Source organism: Streptomyces sp. NPDC002588, assembly GCF_040295925.1.
Lineage (GTDB): Bacteria > Actinomycetota > Actinomycetes > Streptomycetales > Streptomycetaceae > Streptomyces.
In genome coordinates this window covers 25,738-44,897 of the sequence record NZ_JBEOWF010000005.1, presented here as the reverse complement: position 1 = coordinate 44,897, position 19,160 = coordinate 25,738, and the positions used below count along the sequence as shown (strand labels likewise).

Sequence of the window (19,160 nt, the reverse complement as noted above, 5' to 3'; positions counted from 1 at the left end):
ACTCCGGCAGAAAGGCACCGAAGCCATGAGCAACCCGTTCGAGAACGCCGACGGCGTCTACTCCGTCCTCGTCAACGACGAGGGCCAGCACAGCCTGTGGCCCCAGTTCGTCGACGTCCCGGCCGGCTGGCAGGCCGTGCACGGCCCGGCCGGACGCCAGGAGTGCCTGGACTGGGTGGAGACCCACTGGACGGACATGCGGCCCAGGAGCCTCGCCGACCGCGCCTGAGGCGGCATGAGGAAGGGGCGGCCCGTCCGGGCCGCCCCTTCTCCACGTACCAGGGTTTCAGGAGGCCGGCTGCTCCACCTTCGTCGCCGTCCTGCCGTCCACCGCCGCCGCGAGCTGCGGCACCAGCCGGTCCAGGACGTACGGAATGCTCAGCACGGTCGACAGGGAGACCGCGTTGCCGTAGTCGCCGGTCTCCTGGATGAAGACCTCGCGGCCCTCCTTCACCACGCTCTGGTCGCCGTACACCTTGTCGTCGTGCAGCTTCTTCACCGCCGTGGTGAGGTCGGGCACGATCCACACCGCGACGTCCTGGTCGAGGAGGTCGTATCTCTCCTTGCTGATGTTGGCGCCGAACGAGTCGCCGATCAGCTTGTCCAGGTCTTTCGGCATCGAGAAACCGAGGTCCTCCAGCAGCCGCGAGCGCGGGTCCTGGCTGCCGTAGACGAACACGCCCTCGTACGGCGTCGCCATCACACCCGTCGCCCCGTTGAACGCCGGGTTCGCCTTCTTGGCCGCGGCGAACTTGTCCTCGACGCCCTGGACGAGCGTCCTGGCCTCGGTCTCCTTGCCGAGCGCCTTGCCGATCGTCTCGGTCTGCTGCTGCCACGGGACGCCGTAGTCGTTGTACTCCTTGGGCTGCGCGACGACCGGCGCGAACTTCGACAGGCTGTCGTACTGCGCCTTCGTCAGCCCGGAGTACAGAGCGAGGATGAGATCGGGCCTCAGTGCGGCGATCTTCTCCACCTGCGGCCCGGTGCCGGTGTCCTTCAGGACGGTCGGCGCGGCCGCCGAACCCAGCTTGTCCTGGGCCCACGGGCCGATCGCGCCCTTGTAGCCGCCCAGCCACTCGGTCGTCCCGACGGGCACCTTGCCGAGGGCCAGCACCGCGTCCTGGTCGGTCAGACCGACCGTGACGATCCGCTTCGGCTCGGACTTGATCGTCGTACTGCCGTACTTGTGCTGGATGGTGACGGGGAAGGCGCCGCTCGACGCCGACGACTCCGAGGCGGCGGACCCGGCCGAGCCGGCGTCGTCGGAGGAGCCGCAGGCGGCGGCGGTGCCGATGAGCAGAAGTACGGAGGTGAGCAGTCCGGTCAGCCGGGTGGCTCTTCTGACACGGGCCATCGAGTGATCCTTACGGTCGGGACGGTGAGGTGGGCAGCGGGGGGTGACGGGGTCAGCGGGTGGGGGCCGGGGGATCGGTGCGGTGGTCGGACCAGGCCCGCCACAGGGCGGCGTACGAGCCTTCGGCGGCGAGGAGTTCGTCGTGGGTGCCGTTCTCCACGATCCGGCCGCCCCGCAGGACGACGACCCGGTCGGCGCTCGCCGCCTGGCTGAGCCGGTGCGCCACGACGATCGCGGTCCGCCCCTTCAGCGCCTGTTCCGCCGCCTGCTCCAGCTGCCTGGCGCCCGAACTGCCCGCCTCGGCGGTCGCCTCGTCCAGGACGACGACCGGCGGATCGGCCAGCAGCAGCCGGGCCAGGGCGAGTTGCTGGGCGCGGTCGGGGGTCAGCTGGTGGCCGCCGTCGCCCACCACGGTGGCGAGGCCCTCCGGCAGTGCCTCCGCCCAGCCGAGGGCGCCCACCGCGGACAGCGCCTCCACCAGTTCCCCGTCGCTCGCGTCGGGGCGGGCCAGCCGCAGGTCGTCGGCGAGCGGCCCGGCGAAGACGTGCACCTCCTGGGTGACCAGCGCGACCGTACGGCCGTACTCGTCCGGCCGGGTGCCGCCGACGTCGACCCGGCCCGCGGTCGGCCGGTGCAGTCCCGCCACCAGCTTGGCCAGGGTGGTCTTGCCCGCGCCGGAGGTGCCGACCAGGGCGACCCGCTCCTTCGGCCGGACCGTCAGGTCCACCTCGTGCAGGACCGGACGGCCGGGCAGGTAGGCGTGGGAGACCCCGGCGAGGGTGACCGTGTCGGACGGGACCTCGCCGGACATGACCTTGTCGCCGGACAGGATCTTGTCGGCGGTCGCGCCGCCGGTGGCGGCCTCCTCGGCGGGCGGCTCGTCGACCACACCGATCAGCCGGGCGAGTCCGGCCGTCGCCGACTGGGCGTCGTCGAGCAGCACGAGAGCCGTGTTGACCGGCCCGAACAGACTGTGGAAGTACAGCGCGGCGGCCGTCGCCGTGCCCAGCGACGCCGACCCGGAGCGGACCAGCAGGAAGCCGGTGCCGAGGACGGCCGCGAGACCGGCGTACTCGGCGATGTGCAGCCGGCTGTAGAAGCGCAGCACGAGCCCGACACCACGCATCGTCAGGTCGACGGCGGCCCGCGAGCGTTCGGTGACGCGGCGGGTGTGCGCGGCCTGGAGCCGGTGCGCCCGTACGGTCGCCGCGCCGCCGATGCTGTCGAGGAGCTGCTGCTGCTGGGCGCCGGTGAGGATGCGCTCCTTGGCGTAGAGGGGGACGGCGTTGCGTATGTACCAGCGGGCCGTGTGCGCCTGGACGGGCACGGCGACCAGCGCGGCCAGCAGGAACCGCCAGTCCAGCAGGGCCAGGGCGCCCAGGGTCAGCACGATCGACAGCGTCGAGCGGGCCAGTTCGGGCAGCGCGGTGCGCACGGCGTCCGCGACCCGGGAGACGTCCCGGGTGACCCGGGAGTTGAGGTCGCCCGAGCCCGCCTTCTCCAGCCGGTCCAGGGGCAGCAGCAGCGCCCGTTCCACGAACAGTTCGCGCAGCCGGGCCAGTACGGTCTCGCCGAGCCGGGACACCAGGGACATGCCGAAGGCGGTCGTCACGCCCTGCACGACGGCGACCAGGGCCAGCGCGACGACGGGCGTGGTCAGCGTGTCGGGGGAGCGCCGCTCGGTGACCAGGTCGACGATCCGGCCCAGCAGCGGCTGGGTGAGCAGTCCCACCGAGGTGGCGATCACCATCAGCCCGAACCCCGAGACGGCGAGCGCCCGGTGCGGGCGCAGCAGCTCGCGCACGGCCTCGCGGGTGCGGGCGGGGGTGGCGGTGGGCAGCAGCTCCCGGTCCGGTGCCGCGGTGACGGAGTCGTCCTTGGGGGTCATGCGAGCACCGCCGTCCGGTAGGCCGCGTCGGTCCGTACGAGCTCCGCGTGCGTGCCCTCCGCGCCGATCCGGCCGCGGTCCAGCAGGACCACCCGGTCGGTGACGGCAAGCAGGGCGGGGCTGTTGGTGACCAGGACCGTGGTGCGGCCGCCGCGCACCTCACGGATGCCCTCGGCGATCCGGGCCTCGGTCACCGCGTCGACGGCGGTGGTCGGATCGTGCACGACGAGCACCTCGCGGCCGGCCCGCAGGGCCCGGGCGAGCAGGACGCGCTGCCGCTGCCCGCCGGACAACGACCGCCCGCCCTCCCCGACATCGGTACCGGCGCCGTACGGCAGCGAACGCGCCACCTCGTCGGCGCAGGCGGCGGCCATGGAGCGGAGGGTCTCGGGGTCCTCGGAGCCGGAGGTCGCCTCCACGTTCTCCGCGAGGGTGCCCTCGAACAGGGCCGCGTCATGCGCCGCGACCAGGACCGCGGTGCGCAGAAGGTCCGGGTCGAGTGCCGTCAGCGGTACGCCGTCCAGCTCGACGCGGCCCGACTCCGGATCGGCGTCCCGGCCCAGGCAGCGCAACAGGGCCTGCGCGTCGGCCGGGTCGGTGACGGCGACGCCGGTCAGCCGCCCCGCCGGCAGGTCCAGATCCAGGCCGTCCAGGCCGTCCAGCCGTACGCCGCGCAGCCGTACGGCACCGCGTACCGGACCGGCCGGCTCGTCCTCGCCGGAAGCGACCGCGGGGTCGGCGGACAGCACCTCGGCGATCCGGGCGGCGGAGGCCCGGCCCTGGGCGAGTTCGGCGTTGACCCACGCGAACGTCTCAAGGGGCCCGAGCAGATAGAGCGCGAGGCCCACGGCGGACACCAACTGCCCCAGCGTGATGTCGCCGCCGAGCGCCAGCCGGCCGCCCACGAGCGCGACGAGTGTGATGAACCCGCCGGTCAGGGCGATGACGAGACCGGTCTGCCAGGACTCCGCGCGGGCCGCCCGCAGCGTCGCGGCGAGCGAGTCGTGGCTGGTGAGGCGGTAGCGCTCGATCGCCGCCCGCTGGGCTCCGATGCCCTTGAGCACCCGCAGTCCGGCCACCAGGTCGGCGGCCACCCCGGAGGCGTGCGCGGCCCGGTCCTGCTGGGCCTCGCTGCGCCGCTCGAGCGGCTTGCTCAGCAGATGGCCGAGATACAGCAGCGCGGGTGTGCCGAGCAGCACGATCAGCCCGAGCGGCAGGGAGATGACCAGCAGGGCCACCGCGCCGGCGGCGACTCCCGCACAGGCCCAGATCCCGCTCATGAGCGCCATGTTGACCGCGCCGACGCGCTTGGCGTCCTCGGTGGCGACATTGGCCAGCTCACCGGGCAGCCGGCCTGTTTCCGCGCCGCCCCGGGCGTCCAGGACCCGGCGCACGAGGGCCAGCCGCAGTTCGTGGGCGGCCTCCTCGGCGGCGCGTTCCCCGGAGCGGGCGCCCAGCCGGAAACTCCACGACAGCGCCACGTAGACGATCGCGAGCACGCCGAGCCAGAGCGCCAGCAGGCCGCCGTCCGACCTGGCCACGGCCCGGTCGATGACCACTCCGATGAGCACCGGCACGGAGACCTCGCCCAGTTGATGGGCGGCCCCGAGCGCGGCGGCGAGCGTGATGCGACGTCCCTGCTGTCCGATCGAGCGCGTCAGGACGTCGCGCCCCGACCACTTCCCTGTTCCCACCAGCCCACCCTCCGGAAGCGGCCAACTTAGGCAAGGCTAGTCTAAGTAAGTGTCGTGGCGTCAATGGCTCCGGCGGAGAAGACCGGTTCGTGACGAAGGGCGCCGCGAGTGGCGGGGCGGGCCAACAGGCGTGCGCGGCGGTCGGGTCGAGGGTGCCGGGGCGACCGGCGGACGAGCCCGGGCGACGGGCCGGCCCTCCGTCAGCAGTAGGTCGTCTCCAGCTCCAGCAGCCGGGTGAGATTCTGCATGGCGCTGGTCAGCAGGCGTTGGCTGTGCAGCTGTTTGCAGATGTCCTCGAGGGCCGCGATCTGCGGCTTGTCGCGGTCCACCGCGGGCCAGACCACGCCCAGTGTGCAGTCCGGCAGGTCACGCACCGGCAGGTAGCGGATGTCGGGGCGGGGATAGAGGCGCGCCGCCGCGGAGGGCACGAAGGCGATCGCCCCGCCGAAGGAGGCCATCGACAGCAGTGACTCGAACCGGGTGACGTGATGACCGGTGTAGCGGACGCGCGAGCCGTCCGGGCGCGGGTCGGCCGCCCAGAAGTCCCGGCCCCCCTGGTGCATCTGCTGCGCCAGGCTGACCACCGGATAGTCGGCCAGGTCCGCCAGGGTCACCGAGGAGTACTCGGCCAGCGGATCGGAACTGGCGACGCACACCATGCGCGGTTCCGTGGCCAACGGCTGGCTGTGCAGGCCGTCGGGCACCGGCAGGTAGGCGAAGACGGCGTCGATCGCACCGCTCTGCAGCACCGTCATCTGCTCGACGAAGTCCAGCACGTGGATCTCCGGGCCCATACAGGGGTACAGGGCGGAAATCGCGTCGAGCACGCTGCGGGTGGCCTCCAGTGCGGCGACGTTCTCGCACACTCCCAGCCGCAGCCGGGTGTCCCCCGTCGCGGAGCGGGACGCCGCGTTGCGCAGGTGCTCCGTCGCGGTGACGACGTTCCTCACCAGGGGGAGCAGGGCCTGCCCCGTGGGGGTCAGTTCGACGCGTCGGCTGGTCCGGGTGAAGAACTTCACGCCGAGTCGTTGTTCGAGAGAGCGGATCTGCTGGCTGAGCGCCGGCTGCGTGAGATACAGCCTTCCGGCCGCCCGTTTGAAGTGGAGTTCCTCGGCCAGCGTGAGCAGCAGCCGAAGTTGATGAACGGTCGGGTCCTCCATGACCGGCATTCCCCCGTATTCATAATGAACCATCTAACGCTGTCTGCGAATATCTAATTGATGAGCCGTTGACCGAACCTTGGTGCAATGACAGCATGGTCCCCCACTCTAGCGCGGGGCAGGCAGGTGAACCACCAGTTTTCAGTCCATTCCGCGGAGCCGGAACAGTTGATTCTGGGGAGTTGGCAGTGGGGGAAATCCGGGGGAAAACCCGTGGTCACGTCCACGGCTGTGCTGCGACGCCGGCCTGACCGCGGTCACACGCCTTCCGACGGCTCACTCACAGGGCACGCACAAGGGGAACCGTCCGCTCGGCGCCGTGCATCGAGCAGCCACGCCAACGCAATGGGCAACGGAGGGTCGGTATGGGTGTCGGGTGCATTCCGAGTGTGGTGGGCGCGGATCTGCTGGTGCCGCTGGTCGACGGGCGACAGGTGTCCCACGGCCACCTCGACCACGCCGCGAGCGCCCCCTGTCTCACCGCCGTCCAGCAGGGGGTGAACCGGCTGCTGCCGTGGTACAGCAGCGTGCACCGAGGGTCCGGCTTCACCTCCCGGGTGACCACGCGGGCCTACGAGCGGGCCCGGGCGTCGGTGCGCGGCTTCGTGGGCGCCGGGCGCGACACCTCCGTGCTGTTCACCCGCAACACCACCGACGCGCTCAATCTGCTGGCTCGTGCCGTGCCGCCCGACACCATGGTGTTCCGGTTCTCGACCGACCATCACGCCGCGCTGCTGCCGTGGCGCGACGCCAAGGTCTGGCGGCTGGGGGTGCCGGCCCGGCCGAAGGACGCGATGCGCGTGCTCGACGACGCGCTGGCCACCACGTCGAAGGGGCCGAGACTGGTGGTGATCACCGGTGTCTCCAACGTCACGGGCGAAGTGTGGCCGGTGGCCGAACTGACCGACGTGGCCCGCCGGCACGGCGCGCGGGTGGTGCTCGACGCCGCCCAGCTGGTGCCGCACCGGCCGCTGGACATGTCCGCGCTCGAGGTGGACTGGGTGGCACTGTCCGGGCACAAGCTGTACGCCCCGTTCGGTGCCGGGGCCCTGGTGGGCGCACCCGACTGGCTGGCCGCCGCCGAGCCCTACCTGGCGGGCGGCGGCGCGACCGCACGGGTGGCCGATGACGCCGGAGTGGAGAGCGTGACCTGGGCGGACCTGCCCCACCGGCACGAAGCGGGTTCACCGAACGTGGTGGGCGCCCATGCGATGGCCGTCGCCTGCGACACCCTGTCGGCGGCGGGATGGGACGCGATAGAGGGCCACGAGCGGACGCTCGCCGCCCGGCTGCGGCTGGGCCTGGCCGAGATTCCCGGTGTCCGTCTGCTCGGGATGTGGGGTCCGGACCACCCGAGCGTCGGCGTCGTGTCGTTCACAGTCGTGGACGGCGCCGGCGCGCCGGCCGACCAGGAACTCGTCGCCACCGCGCTCGCCGCGGAGCACGGGATCGGCATCCGCTACGGCGCGTTCTGCGCCCACCAGGCCGTGCGCCACCTGGTGGGCGGCGCCGACGGGTCCGCCGGCGCGCTGCGGGCCAGCGTCGGTCTGGGCACCACCGCCGAGCACGTCGAGCGCTTCCTCGGCGCGTTGGCCGACCTGCTGCGCCACGGTCCGCGATGGACCTACCGGCGCTCCGACGAGGGCTGGCGGCCGGTCCCCGATCCCCGCGGGGAACCGGAGTTCCTGGGCTGAGATCACCGCCGGTTTTTCCATAGACTTTCCTCTATCGGTCGTCCTTCTTATCTAATCGGTCGGCTATTGCAGGGCCGCTCCGTGGTATGCAAACCTGAGCAGCGTCTTGGGGGTGGCCGAAACCGATGCGGAAACGATCGACGTCGGCATTCCCCCCTACGGAAATCCGGAAATGGCCGAGAATCACTGTCGGTCAATTTCACGTCCGTATTGCTCAACGGGGGTAATTGAATTGAGTACTGGCCCGATAGAGGCTGACTGTACGGAGTCATCGGACAAGATCGTCAAATTGCTGTACCGCTCCCAGCGGACCTGGCTGGCAGCGGTCGGGCAGACCGACAGCCAGGAGTGCGTCTCCGCGCCCTGCGCCGCCTGCCTCGAGGAACACCGCGCCAAACTGGACTACTTCATCCGCCGCTCACAGCCGATACACCTGGTCCTGCCCGCCTTCCCGGCCAAGTCGCCCAACCGCACCAAGGTGCTGGGGGAGCTTCCGGACCTGGGCGAGTACATGGGGCTGGACTTCCTGCAGTCGCTGTGCGACTACATCGGCCACTTCCACCCCTCGGGCGCGCGGGTCACCATCTGCTCGGACGGCCATGTCTTCGGTGACGTGGTCGGCGTGGCCGACGACGTGGTCACCGAGTACCGGGTGTGCCTCGCCGAGATGATCGCGGCGGCCAACTGGCCGTCGCTGGACCTGTACGGGCTGGACGACGCGTTCGGCGGGGTGGACTACCCGACCCTGCGCAAGGTGCTCGAACACAACTACGCCCCGACGGTCGAGGAGCTGAAGGAAGGCGTACGCACCGACAGCGGTACCAGGGCGCTCTTCAACGGCATCCACCGCTTCATGTTCGAGGACGCCGTGGGCGTCAAGGGCGACAAGGTCTCGCGGACGGCGCTGCGGAACGAGTCCAAGGAACTGGCCTACCGGACGATCAGCCGCAGCAACGCCTGGAGCCGGGTGGTGGCCGAGCGGTTCCCGCAGGCCCTTCGCCTGTCCATCCATCCGCAGTCACCGCACTCGGGAAAGATCGGCGTACGCCTGCTGCGGACCCAGGACGCGTGGTTGACGCCGTGGCACGGAGTGGTGCTCGACGACGGCACCAAGCTCTCGCTGGTCAAGAAGTGGGACGCCGAGAAGGCCGACGCCTCCGTCGTCTGGCGCCACGGCCGGCCGAGCCACTTCGTCGAACCCCATTCGGCCATCAAATCGTAGGAAGGCGATCCCTTGACGAGTTATCCCTGTGGCTCCACCGAGAACACCAAGCTGACGCACACCCCGTTGCGCCCGTTCGGCCGCGTCGTGCAGGCGGCCGGCGGCGGCGCCCGGATCGAGGAGATCCCCGTCGACACGCTCGCGCGCTGGACGGTGGAGTCGCGGGTCCTGGTGCTGCGCGGCTTCCAGCTGATGGCCAAGCAGGCGTTCGCCGACTACTGCCGGCGCTGGGGCGAGGTCCTCGAGTGGGAACCCGGCGAAGTGGTCGACCTGGTGGTCGAGGAGAACCCCAAGAACTATCTGTTCGACAGCGGCGACGTGCCCTTCCACTGGGACGGCGCCTTCGTCGAGGCGAATCCGCGCTACTTCTTCTTCCAGTGCCTGGACGTGACACCGGGCGTGGGCGGGGAAACGGTCTTCTCCGACACCTCGCGGGTCTACCGGGACGCGGACGACGCGCTGCGCGAGCGCTGGAGCAGGATCAGCATGACCTACTCGACCGACAAGGTCGTCCACTACGGCGGGCAGGTCACCGAGCGGCTGGTCTCCCAGCACCCCGTCACCGGCCTGCCCGTACTGCGGTTCGCCGAGCCGCTGTCGCCGGAGAAGTACAAGAACCCGGTGTACGTCGAGGTCGACGGGATCGACGGGTCCGAGGCGGACGAGTTCCTCACCTCGCTCGCCGAGCGCGTGCACCGCCCCGAGTACTGCTACGACCACGACTGGCAGGCCGGCGACATCCTGATCGCGGACAACTTCTCGCTCATCCACGGGCGCAACGCGTTCAGCGGTCCCACCAAGCGCCACCTCCAGCGGGTCGAGGTCATCTGAGGCGCCGACGAGTCCATCACGAAACCACTGGCTGTGAGGAGCGGGGTATGAGAGTGGGACTGGCGTGGGACGCCGTCGGGCCGGTCGAGGGCGGGCGGGGTCTGCTCGACCTCGCACGCTCGGCGGGCGTGGACACGTTCGTCGTGTTCGACCACTTGATCAACGTGTTTCCGCGGCAGGCATGGGACACCGGTTTCAGCTACCTGGCCGCGGCCCTCCCGTCCCCCGACCTGTCACTCGAGTTCGCCACCGTGCTCGGCAACTTCGCGACGCACGCCGGACCGGTGCGGCTGGCCGTCGGGGTCACGGACCCGCACCGCAGGCACCCGGCCGTGCTGGCCCAGACCGCGCTGACGCTGGCGCAGTTCACCGAGCGGCCACCCGTCATCGGCATCGGCGCGGGCGCGCAGGAGAACCTCCGGCCCTACGGGATCCGGGCCCACCGGCAGGTGGACCGGGTCGAGGAGGCGTTGCGGATCCTGCGGATGTTCTTCGACACCAAGGGGCCCTACGACTTCGAGGGCGAGTTCTTCACCCTGGACCAGGCGGTCATGGACCTGCGTGCGCCCGACGGCTCCGTCCCGGAGATCTGGGTGGGCGGCAGCGGCCCCCGCATGACCGCGCTCGCCGGCCGCTACGGCGACGGCTGGCTCCCCTCGGACCTGATGACGCCGGCCGAGTACGCCCGCAGGCTGGCCGTCGTGCGAGGGGCCGCCGTCGCCGCGGGCCGGGACCCGGACGGGATCGTCGCCGCGGGCGGCGTGCCGATCCTGGTCGCCGAGACCGACGAGGCGGCCCGCGAGCTGACCGGCGTCAAGGCGATCCGGTATCTCGCGCTGCACGCCGGTGCCGCCAAGTGGCGCGAGTACGACGTCGCCCATCCGTTCGGGGAGGACTACCCCGGGCTGTCCCACCTGCTGCCGCACCGTCTGACGCGTGAGCAGGTCGAGCAGGCGCTGGCCGTCGTACCCGACCAGCTGGTCGCCGACCTGGCGATCGTGGGCAGCCGGCAGACCGTACTCGACCGGATCGGTGAACTCGCCGACGCGGGGATGCGCCTGCCCGTGCTCATCCCCGTCTCGGCCCTGGCGTCCCCCGAGGCCGCCGGATACGCGGTGGAGAGCGTGGCCTGGCTGGCCGGCCGGCTGCGGTCGGACTCCTTCACCGGGCAGGTGGGCGCATGACCGGCATCGGCATCATCGGTTCCGGCATCTCCGGGCTGCAGCTGGCGCTGCGTCTCCAGCAACTGGGCATACCCGTGACGCTGTACTCCGCGGCGACCGCCGAGGAGCTCGGCGCGGCGCGGCCGAGGAACTTCCCGGCCCGCTTCGGGCCGACGCAGGCGCGTGAGGAGTCGCTCGGCGTGCACGCCTGGCAGTCCGACGACGCCCGGGTGCACAACTGGTCGATCACCGTCCACGGCGAGGACACCGACCTTGAGTTCACCGCGGCGCTGACCCCGCCGTCGAGCGTCGTGGACTTCCGCCTCTATCTGCCGCACCTGTTCGAGGAGTTCACCCGGCGCGGCGGGAACGCCCTGACCGGTCCCGTCACGGTGGACCAGGTCGCCCGCCGGCACGAGCTGGTCGTGGTCGCCAACGGCGACCGGTCCATGCGGGAGCTGTTCCCGGTGGACCCCGCGCGCTCGCCGCACACGACACCGCAGCGCATCCTGTGCAGCGGCTTCTACCACGGGATCCGGGAGGACGTGCCGCACACGCTGGACATCCACTTCCTGCCCGGCATCGGGGAGATCCTGCGGATACCGTTCCTGTCCCGCCTCGGACCGGCGCACGTGCTGGCGTTCGAGGCGGTGCCGGGCGGTCCGCTGGAGCCGCCCGCCCACCTGGACGCCGACGCCGATCCGGCGGGCTTTCACCGCGAGGTGCTGCGCCTGGTCGCCGAGTACGCGCCCAGTCTGCGCGAACGCGTCGACTCCGCGCGGTTCGGCCTCGTCGCGCCGGGCGAGCTGGCGCAGGGCGGCGTCACGCCGGCGGTCCGCAGGGGATGGGCCCAGGTGGCGGACGGCACCTGCGCCCTGGCCATCGGCGATGCCTGGATCACCAACGACCCGCTCACCGCCCAGGGCGCCAATCTCGGCTCGCACACGGCCTTCGCGCTGGCCGAGCTCATCGCCTCGGCCGCCGGCCCGCTCGACGCCGAGTTCTGCCGCGACGCCTCGGCCCGGCTGTGGGAGCACGCACGCCATGTCGTCGCGTGGAGCAACGCGTTCCTGGCGCCACCCCCGCCACACGTCCGGGACCTGCTCGGCAGGGCGGCAGGTGACAAGCGGGTCGCGGACGCGTTCGTCAGCCGCTTCCACGACCCGGTCGCGATGTGGGCCGTGCTCTCCCACCCCGACGGAGTGGACTCCTTCGTCAAGAGCTGCACCTGAGGCGGCGCGGGCCGCAAGCCGCAGTACGAACGATTCCGATGCGAAGAGGAAAAATGCCTATCAGTGTCCTGTCCTTAATGCTGTGCGTCTTCGGCATCACCACCGGTGAATTCGTGGTCGCCGGAATCCTGCCGGACGTCGCCGACGGCCTCGACGTGTCCATTCCGGCGGCCGGCCTCCTCGTCACGGCGTACGCCATCGGCATGATCTTCGGCGGCCCGGTGGTGACGGCTCTCACCGCCCGGTACCCGCGGAAGAAGCTGCTCCTGGTCCTGCTGGCGATCGCCGTCCTCGGCAACCTGGCCTCCGCGCTCGCGCCCGTCTACGGCGTGGCGTTCGTGGCGCGGGTCGTCACGGCCCTGGTGACCTCGACGTTCTTCGCCAACGCGATCGTCATCGCCACCTCGACCGTGCCGCCCGAGAAGGCGGCCTCCACGGTGGCGAAGCTGATCCTGGGCATGAACCTCGCGATGATCCTCGGCGCTCCCCTGGGCACCCTGATCGGCAACAGCTTCGGGTGGCGCGCGACGTTCGTCGCCATCGCCCTCACCTGCGCCGTCGGCCTGCTGATGGTGGCGCGCTTCGTACCCGACGTCACCAACGAAACCTCCACCTCCGCCTTCGGCGAGCTGCGGGTGCTGCGCAACTCTCCCGTCCAGCTGGCCATCCTGGTCACCGTCGTCGGCAACGCGGGCCTGCTCATCGTGTTCACCTACTTCTCGCCGCTGCTCACCGACGTCTCCGGGTTCTCCGACTCCGCGGTGCCGATCCTGCTCCTCGTCTACGGCGTCGGCGCGACCGCGGGCAACCTCGCGGGCGGCTGGCTGGCCGACCGCGCGCTGATGCCCTCGCTGGTCGGTCTGCTGACCACGCTGGCGGTCGCCCTCCTGGGGATGTGGGCGGTCGGCGCGGGCCTCGTGGCCTCCGCGATCATGGTCTTCCTGCTCGGAGCGCTGGGCTTCTCGATCGTGCCCGGCACACAGGCCAGGGTGCTGGGGACCGCCTCGACGGCACCCACGCTGGCGCTCGCGGTGAACTCGTCCGCCTATCAGCTCGCGGCGGCCCTCGCGTCATGGCTCGGCGGCCGGATCATCGACTCCGACCTGGGGCTGCGCGCGATCTACCCGGTGGCCGCCGGTATCACCGTGCTCGGCATCCTGACCTGCCTGTTCGCCTGGCACCGGGACCGTCGTACCGCCGTGGCCCCGGAACCGGGCACGAACCCCGAGGTCTCGGTGGCCTGACAACCCCGAAGGAGCGCACCATGACTCGAGAATCCTCCGTGGTCACCGGAGCATGGGCGGTGGCCCACCTCGATGATCCGGCGACGGTGTTCGTGGAAACCGGCAACAGCGACGCCGACTACCGGAAGGGACACGTTCCCGGTGCCGTCTGGATCGGCTGGGACGAGTTCCAGGACGGCTTACGACTGGGTGTCATCGACCGCGGCGCGTTCGAAAAGCTGTTGAGCGCGAAGGGCATCGGCAACGACGACACCGTCGTGCTCTACTCGGTGAACGCGAACCTCCTCGCGGCACTGACACTCTGGTACTTCAGGCTCTACGGGCACCGGTCGGTGAAACTCGTCGACGGCGGCAGGGAGAAGTGGCAGCGCGACGGCCACCCCCTCACCTCCGAGGAGACGGTCCGCCCGGCCACCGACTACCACGCCCAGGACCCCGACGGCTCGATCCGGGCCACCCGGGACGACGTACTCGCCGCCATCGGCACCCGGAACCTGCTCGACGTGCGCACCCCCGACGAGTACGCGGGCCGCATCTTCGCACCCGGGTTCGCCGGTGAGGCGTTCGCGCCCGGCAACAACCCGCACGAGGTGGCCCAGCGCGCAGGCCACGTGCCCGGCGCGGTCAACCTGGAGTGGGACAAAGCGCTCGACGAGGACGGCGCCTTCAAGTCCCGGCAGGAACTGGAAGAGGTCTACGCAGCGCTGGACCCGGCGCGCGGATGTATCACCTACTGCTGGGTCGGCGCCCGCTCGGCGCACTCGTGGTTCGTCCTGAGCGAACTGCTCGGCCGGCCGGACGTCAAGAACTACGACGGGTCCTGGGGCGAGTACGGCTCGCTGGTGGGAGTGCCCGTCGAACGCGGCGACACCCCTACACCCGATCCCGGAGGAGGCTCGCGATGAGCTCCGGTGTTCTCAAGGCCATCGACGCCCTGGCCCCGCACCTGACCGCAGCGGCCCCGCAGGCCGACGCCGAACGTCGGCTGTCCGACGAGACCGTGGCGGCCATGCGGGAGGCGGGCGTGTTCCGCACCGCCACACCCAAGCGGTACGGCGGCGCCGAGGCACCGCTGCGCACGCACCTGGAGGTGGCGTCCGCCGTGGCCGCGATCGACGGCGGCGCCGGCTGGTTGACCTCACTGTGGAACGGCAACAGCTGGTGCGTGGCACTGTTCCCCGAACAGGCACAGGACGACGTGTGGGGCGACACTCCCGACAGCCTGGTCAGCGGCACCCTAAAGCCCAGCGGCCCGGTCCGCCGGGTGCCGGGCGGCTACCGGCTCAGCGGCGACTGGAGCTACGCCTCCGGCATCTGGCACGCGTCGTGGGTGATAGCGTCCGCCGTCCTCGAAGAGGGCCCGGCGGCCTTCCTGGTGCCGCGCGAGGACTACGAGATCATCGACGAGTGGCACATGGCCGGCATGCGGTCGACCGGCAGCAACCGCTATGTGATCGACGACGTGTTCGTGCCGGAGCACCGGGTGCTGCGGCTCGGCCCCCTGGTGGCGGGCTCCAACGTCACCTTGGGCGTCGCCCCCTCCTACCGCAGCGCCATCGTGCCCTCGCTCGTGCTGATGGTCGCCGGCCCCCAGCTCGGCCTCGGCCGCGCCGCCCTGACCCACGTCATGGAAGCCGCCGAGCACAAGGGCATCGCCTTCACCACGTTCGCCCGCCAACGCGACTCCGTGGCCTTCCAGCTCCAGATCGCCGAGGCCGCCGCCGCCCTGGACACCGCCGACCTGCACGCCTACCGGGCCGCCGACGCCCTCGACCGGCACGCCGTCGAGGCCGTCCTTCCCACCGAACTCCAGCGCGCCCGGTACCGTGCCGACGCCGCCGTGGCCGTCCGCCATGTCGGCCGCGCCATCGACACCCTCATGACCGCCCACGGTTCCAGCGGCCTGGCCGACGCCAGCCCTCTGCAGCGGATCTGGCGGGACGCGAGCGTGGCGGCCCGGCACGGGATGCTCATCCCGCAGGTCAACCTGGAGATCTACGGCGCCGCTCTGCTGGGCGCGGAGAACACCGTGAGCCCGTTCGCGTGATGTGACGCGATCCAGGCCACCGCTCTGACCAACGAAACGGAGAACGACATCGTGACCAAGACTCTCGGGCTGATCGGCAGCGGCATGATCGGCGGCATGCTGGCCCGGCTGGCCGTGGCCGCCGGCCTTGACGTCGTGCTGAGCAACTCCCGCGCTCCCGAGACCCTCGCCGACCTGGTCGCCGAACTCGGCGCCCAGGCCCGCGCGGCCACCCCCGCCGAGGCCGCCCGGTCCGGCGACCTGGTGGTGGCGACCGTACCGCTGCACGCCTACGACCGGTTGCCCGCCGCGGAGCTGACGGGCAAGACCGTGATCGACACGATGAACTACTACCCGGAGCGCGACGGCCGCATCGCCGAACTGGACACGGGCGAGCTGACCTCCAGCGCCCTCGTGCAACGGCACCTGGCGGAATCGCGTGTGGTCAAGGCGTGCAACAACATCTTCTTCATCAGCCTGCTGGCCCTCGCCCGGCCATCCGGTTCCCGGGAGCGCAGCGCCCTGCCCATCGCAGGCGACCACCCGGACGCCAAGGCCGACGTGACCGCGCTGCTGGACGTTCTCGGCTACGACACCGTGGACATCGGCACCCTCGCCGACAGCTGGCGCAGCCAACCGGGCACCCCGGTCTACGTCACGCCGTACTTTCCGGGACCGCCGCCGTGGGGAGCGAACCAGGAGGCGTTCCACCGCTGGTTCCACGAGACACGGGGGATCCCGGTGGACGCCGGCCTGGTGACGGAACTGACCGCCGTCGCCGTCCGCGATCACCTGGGGGAGAGGCTCCCCGACACGAGCAAGTACGAGTGATCGTCCGGCACGTCGGTGCCGGGAACGGGGGGAGAGAGTGTCGGTTTCGTTCCGGCAGACGATGTCCAGGTTCGCCTCGGGTGTCGTCGTGCTGTCCGTCGGCGAGCCCGAGGTCCACGCGATGACCGCGAACGCGTTCGGATCGGTTTCGCTCGATCCTCCGCTCGTGCACTGCTGCGTCGCGCACACGGCGGTCATGCACACCAGTCTCAGCAGCTCACGCGGCTTCGGCGTCTCGATCCTGGGCGCGGGCCAGGAGCCGATCGCCCGCTACTTCGCCGACAAGGCCAGGCCGCTGGGCCGGCGCCAGTTCGACGGGGTCGCCTGGCACCCGGGGCCGCTGACCGGGGCGCCGCTGCTGACCGGCGCGCTGGGGTGGCTGGAGTGCAGGCCGGTCGAGTCCCATCTCGCCGGCGACCACTCGCTGTTCCTCGGTGAGGTGCTCTCCTCCACCACCGGCGACGGGGACACCGCCCTGCTGTTCTACGCCGGGCGGTTCCAGCGGACGGCGGCGCCCTGACCCGCGACGGACGCCGACGCCCGGAGGCCACCGCGTTCCTCGAACGCGGTGGCCTCCGGCGGTGTGCGCGGAGATCAGACCAGGTCGAAGCGGTCCAGGTTCGAGACCTTGACCCAGGCCGCGACGAAGTCGTTCACGAACTTCGCCTTCGCGTCGTCGCTCGCGTAGACCTCGGCGAGGGCGCGCAGCTCGGAGTTGGAGCCGAAGACCAGGTCGGCGCGGGTGCCGGTCCACTTCAGCTCGCCCGTGTCGGCGTCGCGGCCCTCGAAGAGGGTCTGGTCCTCCGAGGTCGACTTCCAGGTCGTGCCCAGGTCGAGCAGGTTGACGAAGAAGTCGTTCGTCAGCTTGCCGGGGGTGTCCGTGAAGACGCCGTGCGACGACTGGGCGGTGTTGGCGCCCAGGACGCGCAGGCCGCCGACGAGGACCGTCAGCTCGGGGGCGGACAGGTTCAGCAGGTTGGCGCGGTCGAGCAGCAGGTACTCGGCCGGCAGACGGTTGCCCTTGCCCAGGTAGTTGCGGAACCCGTCCGAGGTCGGCTCCAGCGCGGCGAACGACTCGGGGTCCGTGTGCTCCTCGGTCGCGTCGACCCGGCCCGGCGTGAAGGGGACCTCCACGTCGACGCCCGCGTCCTTGGCGGCCTTCTCGACACCGGCGGCGCCGCCGAGGACGATCAGGTCGGCCAGGGAGACCTTCTTGGCGCCGGAGTTGAACTCCGTCTGGATGCCCTCCAGGACGCGCAGCACCTGGGCCAGCTCGTCCGGGTTGTTGACCTCCCAGCCGCGCTGCGGCTCGAGGCGGATCCGGGCGCCGTTGGCACCGCCGCGCTTGTCGCTGCCACGGAAGGTGGAGGCCGACGCCCACGCGGTGGACACGAGCTGTGAGACGGTCAGACCGGAGGCGAGCACCTTGGCCTTGAGCGCCGCGACGTCGGCCGCGTCGACGGCCTCGCCCTCGGCCGCCGGCAGCGGGTCCTGCCACAGCAGCGTCTCCGCCGGGACCTCGGCGCCGAGGTACAGCGACTTCGGGCCCATGTCACGGTGGGTCAGCTTGTACCAGGCGCGGGCGAAGGCGTCCGCGAACTCGGCCGGGTTCTCGTGGAAGCGGCGCGAGATCTCACCGTAGATCGGGTCGAAGCGCAGCGAGAGGTCGGTGGTGAGCATCGTGGGCAGACGCTTCTTCGACGGGTCGTGCGCGTCGGGGATGATCGCCTCGGCGTCCTTGGCCACCCACTGCTTGGCACCGGCCGGGGACTCGGAGAGCTCCCACTCGTAGCCGAACAGGATGTCGAAGAAGTCGTTGCTCCACTGGGTGGGCTTGGTGGTCCAGGTGACCTCGAGACCGGAGGTGATGGCGTCGCCGCCCTTGCCGGTGCCGTAGGTGGACTTCCAGCCCAGGCCCTGCTCCTCCATGGTGGCGGCCTCGGGGTCGTCGCCGACGTTGTCCGCCGGGCCCGCGCCGTGGGTCTTGCCGAAGGTGTGACCACCGGCGATGAGGGCGACGGTCTCCTCGTCGTTCATCGCCATGCGGCGGAACGTCTCACGGATGTCGCGGGCCGCGGCCAGCGGGTCCGGGTTGCCGTTCGGGCCCTCGGGGTTGACGTAGATGAGGCCCATCTGGACGGCGCCGAGCGGGTTCTCCAGCTCGCGGTCGCCGGTGTAGCGCTGGTCGTCGAGCCAGGTGGTCTCGGGACCCCAGTACACGTCCTCGTCGGCCTCCCAGACGTCGGCGCGGCCGCCGCCGAAGCCGAAGGTCTCGAAGCCCATCTGCTCCAGCGCGACGTTGCCCGTGAGGATCATGAGGTCGGCCCAGGAGATGGACTGGCCGTACTTCTTCTTGACCGGCCACAGCAGACGGCGGGCCTTGTCCAGGTTGCCGTTGTCCGGCCAGCTGTTCAGCGGCGCGAAGCGCTGCTGCCCGCGGCCGCCACCGCCGCGGCCGTCGCTGATGCGGTAGGTGCCGGCGCTGTGCCAGGCCATACGGACCATCAGCGGGCCGTAGTTGCCGAAGTCGGCCGGCCACCAGTCCTGCGAGGTGGTCAGCACCTCGGCGATGTCCTGTTTCACGGCGGCGAGGTCGAGGTTCTTGAACGCCTCGGCGTAGTCGAAGCCCTCACCGAGCGGGTTCGCCACCGCGGGGTCCTTGGCGAGGATCTTCAGGTTGAGCCGCTCCGGCCACCACTGGCGGTTACCGCCACCCTGGGTCGGGTGCGCGGCGCGCCCGTGGGCGACCGGGCAACCGCCCGCCTGCTCCTTCGCGTCGGTGACGATTGCGTCGTGGTTCTCGGACATAGGGATCCTTCCG

Annotated in this window: 16 protein-coding genes; 11 read left to right on the top strand and 5 right to left on the bottom strand. The window is 71.1% G+C overall.

Annotation, left to right across the window (positions count from 1 at the left end; genetic code table 11):
• The first annotated feature begins 25 nt into the window (after positions 1-25).
• Positions 26-229, top strand: coding sequence for an MbtH family protein (locus ABT057_RS07405; protein ID WP_352341498.1), 204 nt, complete (start codon positions 26-28; stop codon positions 227-229).
• A gap of 57 nt (positions 230-286) precedes the next feature.
• On the opposite strand, the gene ABT057_RS07400 is transcribed toward ABT057_RS07405, so the two are convergent.
• The 4 genes from ABT057_RS07400 to ABT057_RS07385 all read right to left on the bottom strand — a co-directional run bounded on the left by ABT057_RS07400 (position 287) and on the right by ABT057_RS07385 (position 6,096).
• Positions 287-1,354 carry an iron-siderophore ABC transporter substrate-binding protein gene (locus tag ABT057_RS07400; protein WP_352341497.1) on the bottom strand — a complete coding sequence of 356 codons (1,068 nt, stop codon included), beginning with the start codon at positions 1,352-1,354 and terminating at the stop codon, positions 287-289.
• Between the two features lie 52 nt (positions 1,355-1,406).
• Positions 1,407-3,242: an ABC transporter ATP-binding protein gene (locus ABT057_RS07395; RefSeq protein WP_352341496.1), complete on the bottom strand. Its 1,836-nt coding sequence runs from the start codon at positions 3,240-3,242 to the stop codon at positions 1,407-1,409.
• Entirely contained in the window at positions 3,239-4,936 is a 1,698-nt protein-coding gene (locus ABT057_RS07390) for an ABC transporter ATP-binding protein (protein ID WP_352341495.1), read from the bottom strand. Before ABT057_RS07390 ends, ABT057_RS07395 begins: the two co-directional genes overlap by 4 nt.
• A gap of 200 nt (positions 4,937-5,136) precedes the next feature.
• Positions 5,137-6,096 (bottom strand): LysR family transcriptional regulator, encoded by a 960-nt coding sequence (locus ABT057_RS07385; RefSeq protein WP_352341494.1) that lies wholly within the window; start codon positions 6,094-6,096, stop codon positions 5,137-5,139.
• Between the two features lie 365 nt (positions 6,097-6,461).
• Here ABT057_RS07385 and ABT057_RS07380 point away from each other — a divergent pair, with 365 nt between their 5' ends.
• From ABT057_RS07380 to ABT057_RS07335, 10 genes are all read left to right on the top strand, one after another.
• Complete coding sequence (locus ABT057_RS07380; RefSeq protein WP_352341493.1) at positions 6,462-7,790, top strand: aminotransferase class V-fold PLP-dependent enzyme; 1,329 nt, start codon at positions 6,462-6,464, stop codon at positions 7,788-7,790.
• Positions 7,791-8,079: 289 nt separating this feature from the next.
• A complete protein-coding gene (locus tag ABT057_RS07375) occupies positions 8,080-9,012 on the top strand; it encodes an L-tyrosine/L-tryptophan isonitrile synthase family protein (protein WP_352341492.1) in 933 nt (310 codons plus the stop codon).
• Positions 9,013-9,024: 12 nt separating this feature from the next.
• Positions 9,025-9,843, top strand: a complete 819-nt coding sequence (locus ABT057_RS07370) for a TauD/TfdA dioxygenase family protein (RefSeq protein WP_352341491.1) — start codon at positions 9,025-9,027, stop codon at positions 9,841-9,843.
• A gap of 47 nt (positions 9,844-9,890) precedes the next feature.
• Positions 9,891-11,027: an LLM class flavin-dependent oxidoreductase gene (locus tag ABT057_RS07365; protein ID WP_352341490.1), complete on the top strand. Its 1,137-nt coding sequence runs from the start codon at positions 9,891-9,893 to the stop codon at positions 11,025-11,027.
• The gene (locus tag ABT057_RS07360; RefSeq protein ID WP_352341489.1) at positions 11,024-12,238 is read left to right on the top strand and encodes a styrene monooxygenase/indole monooxygenase family protein; all 1,215 of its coding nucleotides are present in this window, start codon (positions 11,024-11,026) and stop codon (positions 12,236-12,238) included. The genes ABT057_RS07365 and ABT057_RS07360 overlap by 4 nt, the downstream gene beginning before the upstream one ends.
• A 77-nt stretch (positions 12,239-12,315) precedes the next feature.
• Positions 12,316-13,482, top strand: a complete 1,167-nt coding sequence (locus ABT057_RS07355) for an MFS transporter (protein ID WP_352341488.1) — start codon at positions 12,316-12,318, stop codon at positions 13,480-13,482.
• A gap of 20 nt (positions 13,483-13,502) precedes the next feature.
• On the top strand, positions 13,503-14,387 hold the full coding sequence (locus tag ABT057_RS07350) for a sulfurtransferase (RefSeq protein ID WP_352341487.1): 885 nt from the start codon (positions 13,503-13,505) through the stop codon (positions 14,385-14,387).
• Entirely contained in the window at positions 14,384-15,529 is a 1,146-nt protein-coding gene (locus tag ABT057_RS07345) for an acyl-CoA dehydrogenase family protein (protein WP_352341486.1), read from the top strand. Before ABT057_RS07350 ends, ABT057_RS07345 begins: the two co-directional genes overlap by 4 nt.
• 51 nt (positions 15,530-15,580) lie before the next feature.
• Positions 15,581-16,339, top strand: coding sequence for an NADPH-dependent F420 reductase (locus tag ABT057_RS07340; protein WP_502973811.1), 759 nt, complete (start codon positions 15,581-15,583; stop codon positions 16,337-16,339).
• A 61-nt stretch (positions 16,340-16,400) separates the two neighbouring features.
• Entirely contained in the window at positions 16,401-16,859 is a 459-nt protein-coding gene (locus ABT057_RS07335) for a flavin reductase family protein (RefSeq protein ID WP_352341485.1), read from the top strand.
• 74 nt (positions 16,860-16,933) lie between these two features.
• On the opposite strand, the gene katG is transcribed toward ABT057_RS07335, so the two are convergent.
• The gene (gene katG, locus ABT057_RS07330; protein ID WP_352341484.1) at positions 16,934-19,147 is read right to left on the bottom strand and encodes a catalase/peroxidase HPI; all 2,214 of its coding nucleotides are present in this window, start codon (positions 19,145-19,147) and stop codon (positions 16,934-16,936) included.
• Between the last annotated feature and the right edge of the window lie 13 nt (positions 19,148-19,160).

Bases quoted from the DNA above. Each gene is read 5' to 3' on its own strand.
- ABT057_RS07405 (WP_352341498.1), top strand. From the start codon at position 26: ATGAGCAACCCGTTCGAGAACGCCGACGGCGTCTACTCCGTCCTCGTC.
- ABT057_RS07400 (WP_352341497.1), bottom strand. From the start codon at position 1,354: ATGGCCCGTGTCAGAAGAGCCACCCGGCTGACCGGACTGCTCACCTCC.
- ABT057_RS07395 (WP_352341496.1), bottom strand. From the start codon at position 3,242: ATGACCCCCAAGGACGACTCCGTCACCGCGGCACCGGACCGGGAGCTG.
- ABT057_RS07385 (WP_352341494.1), bottom strand. From the start codon at position 6,096: ATGGAGGACCCGACCGTTCATCAACTTCGGCTGCTGCTCACGCTGGCC.
- ABT057_RS07380 (WP_352341493.1), top strand. From the start codon at position 6,462: ATGGGTGTCGGGTGCATTCCGAGTGTGGTGGGCGCGGATCTGCTGGTG.
- ABT057_RS07365 (WP_352341490.1), top strand. From the start codon at position 9,891: ATGAGAGTGGGACTGGCGTGGGACGCCGTCGGGCCGGTCGAGGGCGGG.
- ABT057_RS07360 (WP_352341489.1), top strand. From the start codon at position 11,024: ATGACCGGCATCGGCATCATCGGTTCCGGCATCTCCGGGCTGCAGCTG.
- ABT057_RS07355 (WP_352341488.1), top strand. From the start codon at position 12,316: ATGCTGTGCGTCTTCGGCATCACCACCGGTGAATTCGTGGTCGCCGGA.
- ABT057_RS07350 (WP_352341487.1), top strand. From the start codon at position 13,503: ATGACTCGAGAATCCTCCGTGGTCACCGGAGCATGGGCGGTGGCCCAC.
- ABT057_RS07345 (WP_352341486.1), top strand. From the start codon at position 14,384: ATGAGCTCCGGTGTTCTCAAGGCCATCGACGCCCTGGCCCCGCACCTG.
- ABT057_RS07335 (WP_352341485.1), top strand. From the start codon at position 16,401: ATGTCCAGGTTCGCCTCGGGTGTCGTCGTGCTGTCCGTCGGCGAGCCC.
- katG (WP_352341484.1), bottom strand. From the start codon at position 19,147: ATGTCCGAGAACCACGACGCAATCGTCACCGACGCGAAGGAGCAGGCG.